This is a genomic window from Lachnoclostridium phytofermentans (assembly GCF_000733755.1).
Taxonomy (GTDB): domain Bacteria; phylum Bacillota; class Clostridia; order Lachnospirales; family Lachnospiraceae; genus Lachnoclostridium; species Lachnoclostridium phytofermentans_A.
In genome coordinates this window covers 289,826-305,983 of sequence record NZ_JPOF01000002.1, presented here as the reverse complement: position 1 = coordinate 305,983, position 16,158 = coordinate 289,826, and the positions used below count along the sequence as shown (strand labels likewise).

The 16,158-nt window shown below is 36.0% G+C and carries 15 protein-coding genes; 11 read left to right on the top strand and 4 right to left on the bottom strand.

Annotated elements, in window-relative coordinates:
- Nucleotides 1–4: 4 nt before the first annotated feature.
- The 6 genes from proB (at nucleotide 5) to rny (ending at nucleotide 6,693) form a co-directional block, all read left to right on the top strand.
- Nucleotides 5–856 carry a glutamate 5-kinase gene (gene proB / locus CC92_RS0103950; RefSeq protein WP_029504342.1) on the top strand — a complete coding sequence of 284 codons (852 nt, stop codon included), beginning with the start codon at nucleotides 5–7 and terminating at the stop codon, nucleotides 854–856.
- Between the two features lie 160 nt (nucleotides 857–1,016).
- Nucleotides 1,017–1,226 carry a DUF896 domain-containing protein gene (locus CC92_RS0103945; protein ID WP_029504343.1) on the top strand — a complete coding sequence of 70 codons (210 nt, stop codon included), beginning with the start codon at nucleotides 1,017–1,019 and terminating at the stop codon, nucleotides 1,224–1,226.
- A gap of 2 nt (nucleotides 1,227–1,228) precedes the next feature.
- Nucleotides 1,229–1,807, top strand: a complete 579-nt coding sequence (locus CC92_RS0103940; protein WP_029504345.1) for a 5-formyltetrahydrofolate cyclo-ligase — start codon at nucleotides 1,229–1,231, stop codon at nucleotides 1,805–1,807.
- An 82-nt stretch (nucleotides 1,808–1,889) separates the two neighbouring features.
- Entirely contained in the window at nucleotides 1,890–3,137 is a 1,248-nt protein-coding gene (locus tag CC92_RS0103935) for a glutamate-5-semialdehyde dehydrogenase (protein ID WP_029504346.1), read from the top strand.
- 354 nt (nucleotides 3,138–3,491) lie between these two features.
- Nucleotides 3,492–4,955 carry a tRNA (N6-isopentenyl adenosine(37)-C2)-methylthiotransferase MiaB gene (miaB, locus tag CC92_RS0103930; protein ID WP_029504348.1) on the top strand — a complete coding sequence of 488 codons (1,464 nt, stop codon included), beginning with the start codon at nucleotides 3,492–3,494 and terminating at the stop codon, nucleotides 4,953–4,955.
- Between the two features lie 184 nt (nucleotides 4,956–5,139).
- On the top strand, nucleotides 5,140–6,693 hold the full coding sequence (gene rny / locus CC92_RS0103925) for a ribonuclease Y (protein WP_029504349.1): 1,554 nt from the start codon (nucleotides 5,140–5,142) through the stop codon (nucleotides 6,691–6,693).
- A gap of 189 nt (nucleotides 6,694–6,882) precedes the next feature.
- Here the strand turns inward: rny and CC92_RS0103920 are convergent, their stop codons facing one another.
- Nucleotides 6,883–7,242, bottom strand: a complete 360-nt coding sequence (locus tag CC92_RS0103920; protein WP_029504350.1) for a YmaF family protein — start codon at nucleotides 7,240–7,242, stop codon at nucleotides 6,883–6,885.
- 373 nt (nucleotides 7,243–7,615) lie between these two features.
- On the opposite strand from CC92_RS0103920, the gene zupT reads away from it, so the two are divergent.
- From zupT to CC92_RS0103905, 3 genes are all read left to right on the top strand, one after another.
- Complete coding sequence (zupT, locus tag CC92_RS0103915; RefSeq protein WP_029504351.1) at nucleotides 7,616–8,425, top strand: zinc transporter ZupT; 810 nt, start codon at nucleotides 7,616–7,618, stop codon at nucleotides 8,423–8,425.
- A 410-nt stretch (nucleotides 8,426–8,835) separates the two neighbouring features.
- Nucleotides 8,836–10,035 carry a pyridoxal phosphate-dependent aminotransferase gene (locus CC92_RS0103910; RefSeq protein ID WP_029504352.1) on the top strand — a complete coding sequence of 400 codons (1,200 nt, stop codon included), beginning with the start codon at nucleotides 8,836–8,838 and terminating at the stop codon, nucleotides 10,033–10,035.
- Between the two features lie 92 nt (nucleotides 10,036–10,127).
- Nucleotides 10,128–10,658 (top strand): NUDIX hydrolase, encoded by a 531-nt coding sequence (locus tag CC92_RS0103905; protein WP_029504353.1) that lies wholly within the window; start codon nucleotides 10,128–10,130, stop codon nucleotides 10,656–10,658.
- Between the two features lie 230 nt (nucleotides 10,659–10,888).
- Here CC92_RS0103905 and CC92_RS0103895 read toward each other — a convergent pair whose 3' ends face one another.
- The 3 genes from CC92_RS0103895 to CC92_RS0103885 all read right to left on the bottom strand — a co-directional run bounded on the left by CC92_RS0103895 (nucleotide 10,889) and on the right by CC92_RS0103885 (nucleotide 13,746).
- On the bottom strand, nucleotides 10,889–11,329 hold the full coding sequence (locus CC92_RS0103895; RefSeq protein ID WP_029504354.1) for a YhcH/YjgK/YiaL family protein: 441 nt from the start codon (nucleotides 11,327–11,329) through the stop codon (nucleotides 10,889–10,891).
- Nucleotides 11,326–12,093 carry an alpha/beta hydrolase gene (locus CC92_RS0103890; RefSeq protein ID WP_029504355.1) on the bottom strand — a complete coding sequence of 256 codons (768 nt, stop codon included), beginning with the start codon at nucleotides 12,091–12,093 and terminating at the stop codon, nucleotides 11,326–11,328. The genes CC92_RS0103895 and CC92_RS0103890 overlap by 4 nt, the downstream gene beginning before the upstream one ends.
- An 81-nt stretch (nucleotides 12,094–12,174) precedes the next feature.
- On the bottom strand, nucleotides 12,175–13,746 hold the full coding sequence (locus CC92_RS0103885; protein ID WP_029504357.1) for an extracellular solute-binding protein: 1,572 nt from the start codon (nucleotides 13,744–13,746) through the stop codon (nucleotides 12,175–12,177).
- Between the two features lie 448 nt (nucleotides 13,747–14,194).
- Here CC92_RS0103885 and CC92_RS0103880 point away from each other — a divergent pair, with 448 nt between their 5' ends.
- Both CC92_RS0103880 and CC92_RS0103875 read left to right on the top strand, forming a co-directional pair.
- A complete protein-coding gene (locus CC92_RS0103880) occupies nucleotides 14,195–15,148 on the top strand; it encodes an ABC transporter permease (RefSeq protein WP_029504358.1) in 954 nt (317 codons plus the stop codon).
- A gap of 14 nt (nucleotides 15,149–15,162) precedes the next feature.
- Nucleotides 15,163–16,053, top strand: a complete 891-nt coding sequence (locus CC92_RS0103875) for a carbohydrate ABC transporter permease (RefSeq protein ID WP_051650852.1) — start codon at nucleotides 15,163–15,165, stop codon at nucleotides 16,051–16,053.
- Nucleotides 16,054–16,158 lie beyond the last annotated feature (105 nt).

The following is a 16,158-nucleotide window of genomic DNA, read 5'->3' as shown; positions in this document are numbered from 1 at the left end:
TAACATGAGAGAGATGCTAACGCACAAGCAGAGAATAGTTATCAAAATAGGTTCTTCCTCCTTAACACATCAGGAGACCGGCAACCTTAATTTATCAAAGATGGAAAAATTGGTTCGTATCCTTACGGATCTTTCAAACCAAGGGAAAGAGGTAATTCTTGTATCCTCTGGTGCAATTGCTGTTGGTAGGAAATCCATTGGATTGATGGAAAAACCAAATGAATTAGCGCTAAAACAAGCATGTGCGGCGGTAGGTCAAGCACGGCTAATGATGGTATACCAGAAGTTATTTGCAGAATATAATCAGATAACAGCCCAGATACTGATGACAAAGTATACTATGATCAATGATAATAGTAGGGAAAATGCTCAGCGTACCTTTCATGAACTATTAAAGCTTGGTATTGTTCCTATTGTTAATGAAAACGATACAGTTACGACTGACGAAGTGGAATTCGGTGATAATGATACACTATCAGCCGTCGTTGCAGCATTAGTTGACGCTGATTTATTAATTCTTCTCTCAGATATTGATGGGCTATATAGTGATGATCCTAGAAGTAATCCAGATGCTACTTTTATTGATACCGTTGAAGTGATTGACGAGAATATCTTAAAGATGGGAAAAGGAGCTGGTTCTAATGTTGGAACTGGCGGCATGAGTACTAAAATATCAGCAGCACGGATTGCAACAGATGCTGGTGCAGATATGGTAGTAGCAAATGGTGAAGATTTAAGTGTAATCCGTCATATACTGGAAGGAAAGAATGTGGGAACATTATTTAGAGCACATAAAAACCAAGATTTTCATATGATAGATTATCTTTCGACAAACCAATATCCGGCTGGTGAGTAGGAGTTCTAGGGGATTGAGAGTTTATAGCGAAAAATATAAGAGACAGATAATTAAAATTGAGGATTAGCAAATGAAGTTTCAATTTAAAATCAGTAATAGTATTTGTATAATGAATAAAAACAGTAACAAATAAGGAAAAGAATCAGGAGTAAGAATTTATATGGATGATTTAAAAATAGCAAGAATAAATGAGTTATACCACAAATCACAAGCAGAAGGACTGACAGAAGAAGAAAAGGCGGAACAACAAAAACTTCGTCAGGAATATATCGCTGCGATTCGTCAAAATATGCGTGGAACGCTTAACAATATCTCATTATTAAATCCAGATGGAACGGTAACAGACTTAGCAAAGAAGGATAAACATTAAAAATGATAGATAAATACACACTGAGAAAACAGAATAGAGCCAAAAGAGATCAGTTATCAAGGGAAGAGGTTCAGGTAAAGTGTTCGGATATTCTTGAACGATTATTAAGACTTCCCGATTATATGATGGCTGAGGACTTATTTACTTATGTATCCTTTGGTAATGAAGTCGATACCATCGGACTAATAACAAGTGCTCTACTTTCTGGGAAGCGAGTGTATGTACCAAAAGTTATAGATAAAGAATGCATGGAATTTTATCAAATTAATAGTATTGCTGAACTATCACCTGGAACTTTAGGCATTCTAGAACCGGAACCTAGAATCACCGGGCAAATGCAGAATGAACGAAAGCAGATAATGATTGTTCCGGGTCTAGTATTTGATGAAATGGGGAATCGAATTGGATATGGTGGTGGATATTATGATAGATATTTCATCAATCATCCAAATAAAAATCTTAATCGAGTTGCCCTAGCCTATGATTTTCAAGTAGAGGATGTGTTACAAGCTGAACAATTTGATATCCCGGTGCATAGAATTGTTACAGAGAAACGAATGATGGAATGTAAGGCAAAATAAAATGTAAGGTAGATTAGAGTATAAGGTAGACTATAATATAAAGAAATATGGAATGTAAGGTAGATTAGAAGGAGGTATCAGTATGGAGGATTTATTAGTGATTGGTGCTAACGCAAAGGCAGCAGCCAGTGAGCTAAGTCACCTTGGTCAGACGAAAAAAAATGAAGGATTGTTAGCATGTGCAAAAGCGTTGATTACACATCAGAAGGAAATTCTCGCAGCGAATTCGCTTGATATTGAAAATGCGGAGAAGAATCAGATGAAGGAATCCTTAATTGACCGTTTACGTTTGAATTCAAATCGTATAGAGCAAATGGCTGATGGATTACGCCAAGTTGTTTCCTTAAAAGATCCTATCGGTGAAGTTCTATCTTCAGAGATTCGACCTAATGGCCTTCAGATATTAAAACGTCGTGTATCAATCGGGGTTATTGGAATCATTTATGAATCCAGACCTAATGTAACTTCCGATGCATTTGGTCTTTGCTTTAAAGCAGGAAATGCGGTTGTACTAAGAGGAGGAAGTGACGCAATTCATTCCAACCTTTCCATTGTAAAAGTACTAAAGGAAGCTCTTAAGGAAACCGGTATTAATGAAAATGCAGTTCAGTTACTTGAGGATACCAGTAGAGAAACTGCTACAAAGCTAATGAAATTGAATGAGTACATAGATGTACTAATTCCTAGAGGCGGAGCAGGGCTAATAAAGACAGTGATTGAAAATAGTACAGTTCCAGTAATTGAGACTGGAACAGGTAATTGCCATATCTATGTTGATGAGTCAGCAGATTTTACTATGGCACTAGATATTATAGAGAATGCAAAAACTCAGCGTATGGGAGTTTGTAATGCTTGTGAATCTCTTGTGATTCATGAAAAAATAGTAGAAAAGTTTTTACCACAAATTTATCAAAGATTAACTGATAAGCAAATTGTATTTCGTGCAGATGAAAGGTCTAGGGCTATCTGTCCTCAGATGGAAGCAGCAACAGAAGAAGACTTTGCAACGGAGTATTTGGATCCATTGATTTCTGTTAAGGTGGTAAAGAATCTTGAGGAAGCCATTGCTCACATCAATCATTATAATACAGGTCATTCTGAGAGCATTATCACAGCTGACTATAATAATGCAATGAGATTTTTAGAAGAAATAGATGCAGCTGCAGTTTATGTGAATGCATCCACAAGATTTACAGATGGTGAAGTATTTGGGCTTGGTGCAGAAATTGGAATCAGTACACAAAAGCTCCACGCCAGAGGCCCTATGGGCTTAGAAGCCTTAACCTCAACAAAATATGTTGTATTCGGCAATGGGCAAATAAGGCCATAAGAAAAAAAGATATTACGAATTAAGATCTACTAAGTTATTGTGAAAGAAACTGGATATTCCAAGTAGCTTAAGTGCTTACGGAAGGAATATTCAGTTTTTTATGTTCACGATCTTATTTATCATGAGTTGCAATGTTACTGTGAATGATTCTTCCGTTCAATTTTTATGTTTTGTATTTCCACTTGCAAACAAGGAGTATTTCTCGTAAAATACAATGGTACATGAGAATAGAACAAAAGTGATTGGAATGTAGATTTTAGCTAACTTTTGAATATTGAAAACTTTAATTTGTGCGATATCAACATTAGCACAATATTATATTGAATGAAACAGGTATTAGTATGGAGGATAATAATGAGTGAATTAGATAACTTAAACAATGATATAGATTTGATTGACTTGTCTGGTTTAGTTCCAGAGAAGGAACCAGAGCGTCAGTACTATTACATGGCATTATGTAAAGCAGAGGTTAAGAAGGCAGCAGACGAGTTAGGACGTCCTCTTACGTTTAATGTACAGACATTTGGTTGTCAAATGAATGCCAAAGACTCAGAGAAGCTAGCTGGTATCTTAGAAACGATTGGATATGTGGAAACAGATTCTGAAGAGGCTGATTTTGTTGTCTATAACACCTGTACTGTACGTGAAAATGCGAACACTAGAGTATACGGTCGTATTGGTTTTCTAGGAAATTTAAAGAAAAAGAATCCGCACATGAGAATAGCGCTTTGCGGTTGTATGATGCAGGAGTCTCATGTAGTTGAGAAAATAAAGAAGAGCTACCGTTTTGTTGATATCGTCTTCGGTACTCATAATATCTTTAAGTTAGCAGAGCTTATCTATGAGAGACATTCGACAAAGAAGATGGTAATCGACATTTGGAAAGAAACAGATAAGATTGTCGAAGAACTTCCTAGTGAGCAAAAGTATAAGTTCAAAGCTGGTGTCAATATTATGTATGGGTGCAATAATTTTTGTAGCTATTGTATCGTCCCTTATGTACGTGGTAGAGAACGTAGCAGAAATCCAGAAGACATCATTAAAGAGATAAAACAACTTGTATCAAAGGGAGTTGTTGAGGTTATGCTTTTAGGTCAGAATGTAAATTCTTATGGAAAGACACTCGAGAATCAAGTTTCCTTTGCACAGCTACTTCAAATGGTAGAGCAGGTGGAGGGCCTTAAGCGTATTCGTTTTATGACTCCACATCCCAAGGATTTATCAGATGATGTAATTGAAGTGATGAAAAATAGTAAGAAAATCTGTAATCATCTTCATTTACCAGTACAGTCAGGAAGTACAGAGCTCTTAAAGAAGATGAATCGTAAATATACGAAGGAGGACTATCTTAACTTAGTAGACCGTATTAAGAAAGCGATGCCAAACATCTCTTTAACTACGGATATTATTGTAGGATTCCCTGGAGAAACCGAAGAAGATTTTAGGGAAACTTTAGATGTGGTACGTAAAGTTGGTTATGATAGTGCATATACTTTTATCTATAGTAAACGAAGCGGAACTCCGGCAGCAACTATGGAAAACCAGGTTCCGGAAGAAGTAGCAAAAGAACGTTTCCAGCGCCTTTTAGCAACAATTGGGGAGACATCTTCAAAGATTGTCAAAGAAGATGAAGGAAAAATTGCAGAAGTTCTTGTGGAAGAAGTAAATGAGCAGGACAATAGTTTAATGACTGGAAGACTAAGTAACAATGTTCTCGTGCATTTTAAGGGAGCGAAAGAGTTAATTGGCAGTATTGTTAATGTTAAATTAGCAGAGTGCAAAGGTTTTTATTATATGGGTGAAATGATAGAAGGCTAGAAATGTCTTAATTCATTCAAATCAATATAATGTGCTTTATATATGAACAATTTCAACATTTTGCGAAAATATTCAACAAAATGCATAAAATTTTCCAATGTGTACTTGACATAAATATAAAAACAGTATAAAATTTATATGTTGTATACATGTACAATGAAAACTAAATAAAGGAGGTGCTCCTGTGCCAGTAGTTCAAATAGTAATTGCTTGTGTGATTACTGCGGTCATAGTTGCTCTGATTGCTTGGAAATCTGCTATTAGTTACTACAAAAAAGTTGTAGAAGGCAAAATTGGTAGTGCAGAGGAAAAAGCAAGAGAAATCATAGATGAAGCTTTAAAAACGGCGGAAACTAAGAAAAGAGAGGCTCTACTCGAAGCGAAGGAAGAGTCATTAAGGACGAAAAATGAGCTCGAGAGAGAGACGAAAGAACGTAGAGCTGAGTTACAGCGTTATGAAAAACGTGTGTTAACGAAGGAAGAAACACTTGACAGAAAAACGGAAGCACTGGAAAAGAAGGAAGCGAAACTCGTAGCTAAGGAGCAGGAACTTGATAGACTCCGTGTTGAGGTGGAAGAATCCCATCAGAAGCAAGTAGCCGAGTTAGAGAAGATTTCTGGACTGACCTCCGAACAAGCAAAGGAATATCTTATTAAAACTGTCGAAGATGAAGTGAAACATGAAACTGCTGTACTAATTAAAGAATTAGAAAGCAGGGCAAAAGAAGAAGCTGAGAAAAAGGCAAAAGATTATGTTGTTACTGCAATTCAGAAGTGTGCTGCAGACCATGTAGCTGAGACAACGATATCAGTTGTTCAGCTTCCAAATGATGAGATGAAGGGTAGAATCATTGGTAGAGAAGGACGTAATATTCGTACTTTAGAGACCTTAACTGGTGTCGACTTAATCATTGATGATACTCCGGAAGCAGTCATTCTTTCAGGCTTTGATCCAATTCGAAGAGAGGTTGCTAGAATTGCTCTTGAGAAGTTAATAGTAGATGGACGTATTCATCCAGCAAGAATCGAAGAGATGGTAGAAAAAGCTCAAAAAGAAGTGGAAACGATGATTCGTGAAGAAGGTGAGGCAGCAACTTTAGAAGTTGGTGTTCATGGCATTCATCCGGAACTTGTTAGACTTTTAGGTAAGATGAAATTTAGAACAAGCTATGGTCAGAATGCATTGAAGCATTCCATCGAAGTGGCTATTTTATCCGGTTTATTAGCCGGAGAAATCGGTGTTGATGTACGTATAGCAAAGCGTGCAGGTTTATTGCACGATATTGGAAAATCAGTGGATCATGAAATGGAAGGAACGCATGTTCAGATTGGTGTTGATTTATGTAGAAAATATAAAGAATCTCCAATTGTAATCAATGCTGTGGAAGCACATCACGGCGATGTGGAATTCCAGTCCTTAATTGCCTGTATCGTTCAAGCTGCTGATACAATTTCAGCTGCAAGACCTGGTGCTCGTAGAGAAACATTGGAAACATATACTAACCGTTTGAAACAGTTAGAAGATATTACCAACGGCTTTAAAGGGGTCGATAAGTCATTTGCTATTCAAGCAGGACGAGAAGTACGCGTTATGGTGGTACCAGATCAGGTTACCGATGACGATATGGTATTACTCGCTCGTGACTTATCAAAGAAGATTGAGTCCGAATTAGAATATCCGGGCATGATCAAAGTGAACGTAATTCGTGAGTCAAGGGTTACAGATTACGCGAAATAAAAATGTAATGAATATGAGGTTGTGAAAGGTGCTTAAATGCAGTATGTTTAAGCACTTAAGCAGCCTCATTTTTTTATTCATGACAAGGAAAAGTTCGCGAAGCATGCTTTTTCTTGTTTATGAAACACCACGTCCCATACGATAGGTTAACGTATTTTGACATGGTGTTTCATTTAGGAAATTAGGATCCTAGCATTCTTCACCAATAGGATTTTCAATTAAGGTAGCAACTCTGAAATTGTGCTGGTGACAATCGTTTACTGTTGTTACAGATTCTAGAAAATGAACATGCCGATTCCCACCCACAGGAATTGCACCAGATGTTTTTCCACAGAATTCATGAAAATGATCTTCGTAGAAATCAGTTCTAAATTTTACAAGATGAAAATGATCTCTAACAGCCCTGATAACTTGCCCAGAAACAGTAGCAAACCGATGGTTATGTGGGTCTTCTTCTCGCTCTGCTATTATTACGCTACCTTGTACTTCATGATCATGCGTCTGTTTTCTTTGGTGATAGTTGAAATTCTCATTATTGTAACTACTCATAAACTCCACTCCTATATAGATATATTTGGGAAAAAGTAACTTCCATAATTATCGTATGAAATAAGAGGTCCTAATGTGTATTGTAATGTCGAATAATCTGAATTTTAGTTTCATTATCTAACAAAAAGCATCACTCTATTACCTATCCAGCTTATTTCACTCAGTTAAGAATGATACAATAATTTTTAGTATCTTTCGATCGAATGCATATACTACTCTCTATTTGAAGATAGCAGTTAATAGGCAAAAGTTTAACAGTGAAGAGGTAAGTGACGGGAGCTACTAGTTTATGAAATTAAATAGAAGTACTTGAAATATAAAAGATCTCACATATAATAAATATAAATACTACATATGTGAAAGGAGAAATTCTATGGATTTATCTAGTGTGCTATTTGCCTTTTTCCTAACCCTTTTTGCTGGGCTTTCCACTGGAATTGGTAGTGCACTTTCATTACTAACTAAAAAAACAAGTACAAAATTTTTATCAATTGCTTTGGGTTTTTCCGCTGGTGTAATGATCTATGTTTCTTTTGTAGAAATATTTGTTAAGGCTAAGGATGCTTTAATATCTGTTCTGGGGGTAAAAGGAGGCACTTGGGCTACTGTAGGTGGATTCTTTTTTGGTATCTTAGTGATAGCAGTAATTGATAAACTCATACCTTCAACTGAAAATCCTCATGAAATACATACAGTGGAAGAGATGGACGGAAAAAGTGAGGCACATAAATCCAATTTAATGAGAATGGGGCTATTTACCGCCTTAGCTATCGCTATTCATAATTTTCCAGAAGGGCTAGCAACTTTTACCGCTGCGATTAGTGATCCAAGTCTAGGAGTACCAATTGCCCTAGCCATTGCGATACATAACATTCCAGAAGGAATTGCTGTGGCAGTACCAATTTATTATGCAACAGGAAGTAGAAAAAAAGCATTTAAATTATCCTTCTTATCTGGATTATCTGAACCTGTTGGTGCTTTAATCGGTTATCTACTCTTATCCAGATTTTTTAACGATGCTGTATTTGGATTTATCTTTGCTTCTGTTGCCGGTATCATGGTATATATTAGTCTCGATGAATTACTTCCTTCTGCAAGAGAGTATGGAGAGCATCATCTTGCTATTTATGGACTAATTGCTGGGATGGCAGTCATGGCATTCAGTCTTCTTTTGTTTATTTAGAAAATAAGAATATAAGGAAATACTTATAGCATCTTTAGTTTGAAAGGAAATCATTGAATTAGTATTTAATTTTTTTAATATTAGGATAAACCGCTTGAAAAATCACACTCAAGCGGTTTGTTTTTTAGAAAAAAAGAGACCAAATCTTTGCTAATTCAGTTCAAAAAAAGCGGAACCGTAATATCTTAAGTAACTAATCAGAATATCTCAAGTATCTCAACTGAATATCTCAAGCTTCTAATCCGTAATATCTTAAGTATCTAATCCGAATTATCTAAGTATGAAAAATAGAAGTGATAAAACACTTGCAAACAGGAAAATTCTACATTATAATGTATAAAATAATTCGTGTATACAATAAAGCAATATTTTTAGTATAACGAAAATCATGATTCGTAGGAGAGAAGTCTATGGCACTAACATTATCAAGAAAAGCGCAAGCAGTGAAACCGTCCTCTACGCTAGCAATAACAGCAAAAGCGAAGGAATTAAAGGCAAAAGGAATCGATGTGGTAGGATTTGGTGCAGGAGAGCCTGATTTTAACACACCAGATAATATAAATGAAGCAGCAATCAAAGCCATTCAGGAAGGATTTACGAAATACACGGATGCCTCTGGAATTCCAGATTTGAAAAAGGCGATTTGTGATAAATTCAGGAAAGTTAATCATATTACATATGAACCATCCCAGATTGTAGTCAGTAATGGAGGGAAGCACTCACTAACGAATATATTTGAAGCAATTTTAAATCCAGGGGATGAGGTTATCATCCCAGCACCTTATTGGTTAAGTTATCCAGAGATTGTTCGACTAAGTGATGGTGTTCCAGTCTACATAAGAGGAGGAAGAGAACAGGGATATAAAGTCACCGCAAAGCAAATTAAAGATGCCTGTACAAAAAAGACGAAAGCCTTGATTTTGAATTCACCCAACAATCCAACCGGCATGATTTATACCAGAGAGGAATTAGAAGAAATAGCAAAGGTAGTTGTTGAAAAAGACATCTACGTGATTTCAGATGAAATGTATGAAAATCTGGTATATGGCGATAATGAATTTGTCAGTATCGCGAGTTTGGGAGAAGAGATATATCAAAGGACGATTACTTGCAGTGGAGTAGCGAAAAGTTATGCAATGACTGGATGGAGAATCGGTTATACAGCTTCTAGCAAAGAGATTGCTAAGCTTATGAGTAGCATTCAATCCCACCAAACATCGAATCCTAATTCGATTGCGCAAAAAGCAGCATTAGAGGCAATGAAAGGACCACAAGATACAGTGGAAAGAATGCGAAGGGAATTTGACCGCCGCCGTATTTATATGTATGAGAGAGTTCAAAAGATACCTCATCTCCATGCAAATTTACCACAGGGAGCCTTTTATCTGTTTATCGATGTGAGTGATGTTTTAGCATTATCTTATCAGGGGGAAAAAATAGAATCCGTGGCAAGACTTGCATCTATCTTGATCGAGGATTATAATGTAGCGGTAATACCTTGTGCAGATTTTGGATTTGATGACCATATTCGTTTGTCGTATGCAGTTTCAATAGAATTGATAGAAAAGGGATTAGATCGTATAGAATCCTTTATACATGCCCTGGTATAATGAAATAACATGCATTTTTATTCTAAGTTTTGTTCTTATTAATTATTGAAAAAACTAAAAGGAAAATACTATGCGAAAAATTGGAGGATTCTATGGACTATCAGAGAATAAATCGTAGATTAGAGCATAAAGGAAGAATTGTTGATGTTTATACCGATACTATGAAATTACCAGACGGAAGAGAAGCAGAGTGGGATTATATCGATCATAAAGGAGCTTCTGCGATTGTTCCGGTGAATTCAGAAGGTAAGATTATCATGGTTCGTCAATACCGCAATGCTCCAGAACGATATACGTTAGAAATACCTGCAGGTGGCTTAAATCGTGGAGAAGATCGTAAATTAGCTGCGATGAGAGAACTGGAAGAGGAGACGGGATATTGTACTGAAAAAGCGGAGCATCTAATTGATCTTTATACTACAGTAGCATTTTGTAATGAATTAATTAGTATTTATTATACAGAGGAGTTAACACCATCAAAGCAGCATCTTGATGAAGATGAATATGTTGAGGTGGAAGAGTATACCTTAGAGGAACTGGTTGCTATGATATTAGACGGTACGATTCAAGATGCGAAAACGATATCAGCAATCCTAGCTTACAAGGCAAAGAAAAATTTATAGTCTGTTTCTAAAAGTCCAAAATGATAGCTTTTAATGAGTACTTGAAATCTATCTCTTGGAGGTCAGCATGAAACGATGGAGTTTAAGAATAAGGAAAAGAGAACCATTGACAATAGCCATGGTTCTCTTTTTTTTCTGTGCGTATAGCAGGGTACAATTTATAATTTTAATTTGTATATACTTAAAAGCTGTAGTTGAATAACTGATATGAAAAAATTAGGATAAAAGTTTTATCGTTTTAGTTTCATTACTATCTTTTTATAGGAAAGGGGAGATTCAATATGACGAACTGCTTTATGGGCTTCCGATTCTTTTAGAATGTAGAATGTACCGGATGTAATACAACAAAAGTTTGTTACATCGCCATGATAGAAACGTTTGTCATTTTCAGGTTGGTAGATTCCGCTCGGTTGCAAAAAACTTGAATCTGTCCAAGCAACAAACTCACTCCCTTCTATTATAAAATGGACATCATAATAAAGGTCATGTATCTCAAAATCTCCATCCTCGATAGAACTTGTAACACCTTCTTGAATGATGAGGTATCCACCGTCAAATTCGTATCTACCGAGTGGGAATTCCTCTAAGTCTTCGATAAGATGTGCCCCGGCTTCAAAGTGTTTATAATAGTTAAAGTAATTTTCAATGTTCTCTATGGAATCGATAATCATATGTTATTCTCCTTAATAAAAAAATATTCCAGTGCTTTTTGAATGGAGCAATCCCAAAACTCCCAGTCATGAATTCCGTGCCATGTTTCAAACTTTATTTGGTACGGAAGAGAAGAAGTATATTGATAGAATTTAAGGTTTTCAGGGTAAAGGTGGTCCTCAAGTCCACAAGTTAGAAATAATTCAGGTTTATGTTTTAGTGTTACATTGTTTTTGGCGAGCAAAAATAAGTCATCTTCTTCATCTGCCTGTAGTTGAGTACCAAAAATGCCACGAAATTCATTCTTTTTAGGGTTCTCCTCCGGGAGCTCTATAAGGTGTTGTGCAATATCTGTAACGCTAGAAAATGCAGCACACCCACAATATCGATTTGGATGGGAAAGTGCTGCTTTTAATGCGCCATAACCACCCATGGAGTAGCCTGCAATGTAAGTATCCTCACGAAGTGAGCTGATTTGAAACATAGATTCACATAAACTTGGTAATTCTTGCGTAAGATACTGGTGGTATCTTACACCATATTCCATATCGGTATAAAAGCTTCGGTTAGCTTCTGGCATAATGATAGCAACATTATATTTCTCAGCATAATATTCAATACGAGTGTAGCGTGTCCATGCCGAATAGTTTTGAGATCTGCCATGTAGTAGATAGAGAGTTTTCAACTGTTTTTTGATAGGATGCTTATCTTGAGGGAGTATAATGTTAACACTGGTATCCATTCGGATCGAGTTAGAATAAAGTTCACAATGTAGTAATGCCATAGGTATCATCCTTTCAATAAATAGACTCTTCCTTCTCTACACCATAATATGGTGGATGTAGAGTGGAAGAGTCTTTCTAGATTAATTATCTGCGTTATATTGTTCTGTATATTCTTTAATCATCTTTTCACCACCAGCTTTTTTCCAAGATTCTATTGCTTGATTCCATCCATCCAAATCAATCTCACCGATGACGTATTTAATCTTTGCATCATTAATTTGTGTTTCAATTTCTCCACCACTTTCTACATAAGTGTCTGAGATGTAAGGAAGAGTCACATTGTGAACGACATATGGGACGTTCTCATTCATCATAGTAGTAATTTTAGTGTTTAATTCAGGAAGGCCTACAGCTTCCAGATGTCTTGTAGTATAGAACGGAGTTATCTGGCGAAAATCATTAAACCTAGAGCCAAATGTATCAGCTTGACTGCTAGATTGTTCTACAGCGTTTCCTACAAGGGTATAGGTTTCGCCTTCGATACCCCAATTGAAAAGGTCTACCATTTCTGGTTCTCCTAGTTTCTCAATGAAATCAAGAATACCTAGTAATTCCTCTTCGGATTTGACAGCAGTTTTTGGAAATGCTAGTGCTCCTGTATAGCCAGTATGTGCAGAGAGATGTTTTTCACCACTTGCGCCATCTGTTAATGTCATGAAAATATCTGTAGTGGCATTAGGGAAAATAGCATTTAGGTCGGTTACTCGAGTTGCTGCATCTTCTACATTACCTAAGAAAAGCATTCCCGCAACACCAGAATTAAAGTTTTGCATCTCATCTTTACATACAGGGAAATCTTGATTAAATAACCCGTCAGCATAAGCGTTTCTAAACCAAGTTAAAGCTTCTGTATAAGTATCGAAATAGAATTCAGGAACCACTTGACCATTAGAATCAATTCCCCAAGTATTTGGTCCACCCATAAACACACTTAACATTGTAGAAAAACGAGGTAAGGCATTGTGCTTTAAGGAAAAACCAATGGTATCATTTTTTCCATTTTGATCAGGATCATCATATGTAAATGCTTTTAGTACTTCATACAATTCATCAATTGTAGTAGGCATTTTCAGCCCTAAGTTATTAAGCCAATCAGTACGAAGGACTGCCCCTTCGCGTGCGACTTCGCGGACACGAGGAATTAGGTATTGTCCACCATCAATTTGAACGTTTCGCAATATGTTATTATCAATGTTTCCGAGATTGTTATAATCACTTAAATAGGATGAAACATCCCAAAACATCCCAGAGCGTGCGGCGTTCACGATGCCAGCTGCCTTCACTTCACGAATTACAGTAATCTGCGGCAATGCTTTGGAGGCTATTAACGTATTTAGCTTCTCGCTATATGCAGATTGTGGTACCCAGATGATTTCTAACTTAGTTCCAGTATATTCTTGAATTTTTTTAATAACTTCGCTATCCTCATTAGGCGCTTCTGCTCCGGTGTAATTGACTAACATAGAAATAGTATCCAGTGGTTCCCGTTTTGAGTCGGAGGCTCCGCCGGCATTCTCTGAACCTGGGGCTGTAGTAGGTGAAACAGGTAAATCTGTTTTACTTGGCTTAGATGAACAGCCTGTGAATGTGAAGATTGCAATAAGTACAGTTGCAATCATTCTTTTGGAAAACTTGTTATTCTTTCGTATCATGCATAATCCTCCCAATCTTTTCTACTTATTAAAAGAACATTATTATAGAGAAACAAAAATCAAATATGAATATTATTAGTAGCTTCTTAACTTGTTGGTAAATTGAGCCATAATCAACATTCATATTAGTTGTGATCACACTTTAATTGTAAAAAATAATTTGCAATAAAGCAATGAACATATTTCTACCTACTGATGATGAAAAGTTTTGTTTAAAATACACTGATACTGGATAATTTCCTGATTTTGAGATTAAAAACAAAACCTATCGAAAAGTAAGAAAGTGTTCATAAAGTGGGAATATATGAATTTTTATCACTTATTTGTGCACAAAACAACTAGAAACATGATTATTGAGTTATTACTCTCAAAGAATTAGACTTATAGTTGTAAGAGGGAACGTCGACAGTACCGAATGAATTTATAATTATAAAGGAGGATGTGATGAATGAAAGAAACAAAGAATGTTATAACGAAAGAGGAGAAGAGAATTGTTCGAACACGAATGCGTAGGCAGATGAAAAGAGATAAGTGGTTATACTTTATGCTTATCCCTGGTGTCCTTTATTATATTATATTTAAATATGGTCCAATGTTTGGCTTAAGCGCAGCGTTTAAAGACTATCAGCCGTTTCTCGGTTTCTTAAACAGTGATTGGGTTGGATTTAAACATTTTATACGTTTTTTTTCGGAAAGTTCCTTCTGGACATTATTATACAATACCTTATTATTGTCTATATTGAATTTGGTATTTTTCTTCCCGGCACCTATTATGCTTGCATTACTGATTAATGAGGTGCGTGTAAAATGGTTTAAAAATACGGTGCAAAGTATAATATATCTACCGCACTTTCTATCCTGGGTTGTAGTTGTTGGTGTTAGCTATACCTTATTTACGACAGAAGGAGGTTTGATAAATGAATTTTTAAAGAGTATAGGTTTGAAGGAGGTTAATTTTCTAGCTAGTACATCAATGTTTCGACCCATGATTATTTTACAAAATATATGGAAGGAAACAGGTTGGGGTACAATAATTTTTTTAGCAGCATTGGCAGGAGTTGATGTATCCATGTATGAGGCTGCAAGACTTGATGGTGCCAGTCGAATAAAACAAATATGGTATATCACGTTACCGGCGATAAAACCAACGGTGATAACGATGTTAATTCTTCGTTTGGGCAATATAATGGAATCCGGATTTGATCAAATTTTCAACATGCAAAATGCGATGAACCGAAGTGTATCAGATGTATTTGATACTTATGTATATCGAATAGGGTTAACTAATGGACAACTAAGCTACTCTACTGCGGTTGGAATGTTCAAATCTCTTGTAGGACTGATTTTAGTCATAGCAGCAGACAGGTTGGCGAAGAAATTAGGCGAAGAAGGAATTTTATAGGAGGAAATAGATGGATGAAGTCAAAAAATAAAATTATCAAATCCCCAGGTGAAAGAGTATTTGATATCGTATTATATACAATCTTAATAATAGTGGCACTTGTTACTATATTTCCAATCTTATATATTGTAGCCGGCTCCTTTGCATCAGTAAAAGAACTGACTATGAATCGCTTCTTGTTGATACCGAAAGCTCCTGTTTTGGATGCTTATAAATATATTTTTTCTACGGATACACTTTCAAGAAGTATGATTGTAACGATAGGTGTTACGATTGTAGGAACATGTGTTAATCTACTTATGACGGTATTAATGGCATATCCATTGTCAAGAACAAATCTGATAGGACGCAAATACTTAATGTATGGCATTACTATTACGTTAGTATTTAGTGGTGGTATGATACCAACCTATCTGATTGTGGATGCGGTAGGCTTAATTGATTCCTATGCTGCCTTGATTATTCCGACTGCTATCAGTAGTTTTAATCTTATCTTAGTGAAAAATTTTTTTCAACAAGTACCGGAGAGTCTTATTGAAGCAGCTAAGATTGATGGTTGTAGTGAAATAAAACTTTTAGCGAATATTATTTTACCACTTTCAAAGCCTGCACTGGCAACATTTACCTTATTCTATGCGGTTGGACACTGGAATACCTTTATGAATGCATTATTATATTTAAATGACTCAAAAAAATGGACAATACAGGTATTACTTCGTCAAATTGTCATTTTATCACAGGGTGGTGTAGGTGATGAATCTTTAATGGGAGCAGAATTTGTAATTCCCACACAAAGCGTAAAGATGGCGGTAATTGTAATAGCAACATTACCAATCGTAATTTGCTATCCATTCATGCAAAAATACTTTGATAAGGGTGTAATGGCAGGATCAATTAAAGGTTAGGATAAGAAAGGATGTATGGTATAATTAAGATAAGTTCATGACTACATATAGTTATCAAATATCTACAGTAAGCAAATGGAGTATAATTTACATGCGGAGGAAAAG